Below are 3317 nucleotides of genomic sequence, written 5' to 3'. Positions count from 1 at the left end.
ATGGGCAGACCTGCGGTCTGCATTCGCCGCGGGGGCGCGGCTCCTACAAAAGCGTGGCGGGATCGGGCTTGCGAAGGGTGGGATTGATGGGCAGACCTGCGGTCTGCATTCGCCGCGGGGGCGCGGCTCCCACAGAAGCGCGGTGGGATCGGCTTGCGAAGGGTGGGCTGGGATTGTTGGGCTGGCCTTGGGCTGCGTTCGCCGCGGGGGCGCGGCTCCCACGGAAGCGTGGCGGGATCGGGCTTGCCAAAGGTGGGCTGGGATTGTTGGGCAGGCCTGCGGTCTGCATTCGCCGCGGGGGCGCGGCTCCTACAGGGTGCAGGTTGGCTCTGTGGGAGCCCCGACCTCGGGGCGAAGCGTTTCACGATCGACCGATGTCCGATGATGGGGAACGGATCGCTAACGTCAATACATATAGACGTTATGCTGCAGGAAATGAGCAAAGGATGAGAAAAGCATGGACGCTTATTCGGCATCGAGTCGCCTTCGCAAAGGCCGCTGGTCTGTCCAGGGTCAGATCTATCTGGTCACGACTGTCGCTCAGCATCGACAGCCTGTTTTTCGCGACATGGCCGCGGCACGAGCGCTGATTCGCACCATGCGATCCGATGAAGCAAGAGGTACGAGCAAGACATGGGCCTTCGTCGTGATGCCTGATCATCTTCACTGGCTAGTCCAGCTAGGACAAGGCACGCTGCCTCAGCTGGTCGGGCGAGTCAAATCGATCTCAGCCAGGCATATCGGGCAGTCAGTCTGGCAGGCCGGGTTTCATGACCGAGCGCTACGTAGTGAGGATGATCTGAGGTCGGTAGCGCGATACATCGTTGCGAACCCGCTGAGGGCCGGGCTGGTAGATCATATCGGTGACTATCCGCACTGGGATGCGGCTTGGTTGTAGGTTGAGGTTGTTCGCAGACCTTTGGCCTGCATCGCCGCGGGGTCGCGGCTCCCACTGAAGCGTGGTGGGGTCAGGGCTTTGCGAAGGATGGGATTGATGGGCAGACCTGCGGTCTGCATTCGCCGCGGGGGCGCGGCTCCTACAGAAGCGCGGTGGGGTTAGGGCCTTTTTTGTCTGCATTCGCCGCGGGTCGCGGCTCCTATTAAAGCGCGGTGGGGCCAGGGCTTGCGAAGGGCGGGGATTGTTGGGCAGACCTTCGGTCTGCATTCGCGGCGAGGGCGCGGCTCCTACAGGGCGGCTGAGGTGGATCTTGTGGGAGCCCCGACCTCGGGGCGATTAGCGCTTTGGGAAACAAAAAAGGGTGAGCATAAGCTCACCCTTTCAGATTCAAAGCAAAGACGATCAGTCCTCGCGATAGCGACGCAGCTTGAGCTGCTTGCCGCCGACACGGGTGTCCTTGAGTTTACCGAGCAGGCGCTCGAGGCCCTCTTCCGGCAGTTCGACCAGGCTGAAGCTGTCACGCACCTGAATGCGACCGATGGCTTCGCGGGCGAGACCGCCTTCGTTGAGGATGGCGCCGAGAAGATTGCGCGCGGCGATGCCATCGCGTGCACCCAGCGGAGTGCGGCAGCGGGCGCGGCCTTCGGCCAGAGGAATCGGTGCGCGACGTTCGCGATCACCGCTGCGCTCTGGACGATCGGAACGCTCGGAGCGCTCACGCGGGCTGCTGGTCGGCACCAGCGGCTGCTCTTTTTCGACTTCAGCCAGGGTCAGCGCCTGGCCGTTGGTCGCTTTGCGCAGCAGCGCAGCGGCCAGGGCGCGGGGGCTGCAGCCGATATCGGCCACGAGTTTGTCGAGCAGTTCGCCATGGCTGGCTTCGGCATCCGCTACCAGCGGCGCGAGGCTGTTGGTGAGTTTCTTGATGCGGGCGTCCAGCACTTGCTGAGCGTTCGGCAGACGCGCCTCGGCAACCTTCTGGTTGGTAACGCGCTCGATGACCTGCAGCATGCGGCGCTCACGCGGCGTGACCAGCAGCAACGCTCGGCCTTCACGACCGGCACGACCGGTACGACCGATGCGGTGCACGTAGGATTCCGGATCGTAGGGCATGTCCACGTTGAATACGTGGGTGATGCGTGCCACGTCGAGGCCTCGAGCAGCGACGTCGGTGGCGACAACGATGTCCAGGCGGCCATCTTTGAGCGACTCGATGACACGCTCACGCTGGTTCTGGGCGATGTCGCCGTTCAGCGCGGCCGCCTTGTAGCCCTTGGCTTCCAGAGCAGCGGCCAGATCCAGGGTCGCCTGCTTGGTCCGCACGAACGCGATCAGGGCGTCGAAATCTTCGACTTCCAACAAACGCAGCACAGCGGGAATTTTCTGGTCGGCATGGACCATCAGGTGCGCCTGCTCGATACGAGCAACGGTCTGCGTTTTGGTGGCCACCTTGATGTGCTGCGGCTCGCGCAGATGCTTTTCGGCGATGGCACGAATGGAGTGCGGCAAAGTTGCGGAGAACAGCACGCTCTGGCGGCTTTCCGGCATGGCTTCGAAGATCACTTCAAGGTCGTCCATGAAGCCCAGCTTGAGCATTTCATCGGCTTCGTCGAGCACCAGGAACTGGATAGTCGAGAGCAGAGTGCTGTTGCGGCTCAGGTGGTCAACCAGACGGCCCGGGGTGGCAACGATAATCTGCGCGCCCTGGCGGATGGCCTTGAGCTGCGGGCCCATCGGAGCGCCACCGTAAACGGCCACGACGCCAACGCCTGGCATCTGCTTGGAATAGGTTTCGAACGCGGTGGCGACCTGCAGGGCCAGTTCGCGAGTCGGCGCGAGGATCAGCGCCTGCGGCTCACGCTTGGCCGGGTCGATCTTGGAGAGGATGGGCAACGCGAATGCAGCGGTCTTGCCGGTACCGGTCTGGGCCTGGCCGATCATATCGTGGCCGCCGAGGATTACCGGAATAGCCTGGCTCTGGATCGCCGAAGGCTCTTCGTAGCCCACTGCGATGACAGCAGCGAGTACGGAGGGATGAATACCGAGTGCGGCAAAGCCGCCGATTTCCTGGGTCATGGGTCTTTTCCTGATGCTCCGCAAAGACCCATGTTCCGAAGCTGCGCATGCCATGCAAAACCCGAAGGTCACCCTGGCAGCCTGGTCGGCGGGGTTTGCGAAAACGTAATGAATGATGAATCGTCAAGGACAGCCGCGAGAAGCGGACAGCAGCCGAAGCAGCGCTTCGTGTGTTGCAGTACCTAACGCAGGCTGAGTTTCAGCCGGCGCGTACTATACCGGAATTATGTGAAGCTGTGCGTGTAATTTGTCTTCGAGGTTAAGTTCAAGGCCGGGGGAAGCGGGTCCGTGCGGGCTATGGCAGGGAGCTCTTGTTTTCGTGGGAGCCCCGCCCCGTGGCGAAGCT

The 3317-nt window shown here is 62.6% G+C and carries 1 protein-coding gene and 1 pseudogene; one reads left to right on the top strand and one right to left on the bottom strand.

Annotated elements, in window-relative coordinates:
- Positions 1 to 457: 457 nt before the first annotated feature.
- Positions 458 to 898, top strand: a complete 441-nt coding sequence (locus tag MCB86_RS19460; RefSeq protein WP_239611905.1) for a transposase — start codon at positions 458 to 460, stop codon at positions 896 to 898.
- A gap of 402 nt (positions 899 to 1300) precedes the next feature.
- Here MCB86_RS19460 and MCB86_RS19455 read toward each other — a convergent pair.
- Positions 1301 to 3003 (bottom strand): annotated as a pseudogene (locus MCB86_RS19455) (DEAD/DEAH box helicase).
- Positions 3004 to 3317 lie beyond the last annotated feature (314 nt).

Source organism: Pseudomonas sp. KSR10 (genome assembly GCF_022355455.1).
GTDB classification, from domain to species: domain Bacteria; phylum Pseudomonadota; class Gammaproteobacteria; order Pseudomonadales; family Pseudomonadaceae; genus Stutzerimonas; species Stutzerimonas stutzeri_E.
This window is presented reverse-complemented; position numbering and strand designations above follow the sequence as displayed.

Coding starts and splice junctions, on each gene's coding strand:
- MCB86_RS19460 (WP_239611905.1), top strand. CDS start 458: ATGGACGCTTATTCGGCATCGAGTCGCCTTCGCAAAGGCCGCTGGTCT.